At 68.7% G+C, this 732-nt stretch carries 2 protein-coding genes; both read left to right on the top strand.

Translation table 11 applies throughout. The features are described 5' to 3' along the window. On the top strand, positions 1–326 hold a 326-nt coding region (locus AC1DYI_RS37520; RefSeq protein WP_477209128.1), incomplete at its 5' end, for a hypothetical protein. A 186-nt stretch (positions 327–512) separates the two neighbouring features. After that, on the top strand, positions 513–732 hold a 220-nt coding region (locus tag AC1DYI_RS37515), incomplete at its 3' end, for a hypothetical protein (protein ID WP_477209127.1).

Genomic DNA, 732 nt, shown 5'->3' with positions numbered 1-732 from the left:
AGATCCAGGCTGCGGACGTGAGCCCGCGCTGTGAGGTGGACCTGGCGGAGTTCGAAGTCGGCGACCTCGGCGAGCGCTGGGCCACCTTCGGACTGACGGCTTATGGCACCAGCGATTCGCTGGCCGAAAGCATCCGGCGCACGGCGCTGGTGCTCAGTGAGCGGCGGCCGCCGCCGCTGGAAGACGCGTTCGCCATGACGCTGCCGCAATGGCTGCTGGGCTTCGGCGCTTCCTGGCGGCACGATGTGGCACCGCGACATCCACAACAGCATGTGCGGCTGGGGCAGCGGCCGCCACCACGCGGGCCACGCGCCGAGATGACCTGACGACAGCCACCGCGCGCAGCGCGGTAGCCGCGTGGGTGGAGGTGCGTCTGGCGCGGCACTTCACCAGCCGCGTCATCCGCTGACCTAGGGAGTTAATGGTGCTCACCAGCACCCGACCTAGGGAGTGGACAGCTGCAGGTGGGTGCCTAGCATCCAGTCTTCCTAGTTCCATCCCAGGAGGACGGAATGCAGCGCCTACCCCATCCCATCGCGTCAGCCACCGTGCTGGCGCTCGGCGGCTTTGCCGCGACCGCTGCCCAAGCAGCCCCCCCGGTGTACCGCATCGAGGCGATTGCGGCGCAGCACCAGGCCCGACCCAGAACGGCGCTGGGCATCAGCCACAACGGCATCGTCACGGGCGACGCGTGGATGAAGAGCCGCGACAGCGACAGCGCCTATCGGTTCA

This window comes from Ideonella sp. P3_A4, from assembly GCF_056403075.1.
Note: the sequence above shows the minus strand (reverse complement) of the source record. Positions and strands in the feature narration are given on the sequence as shown.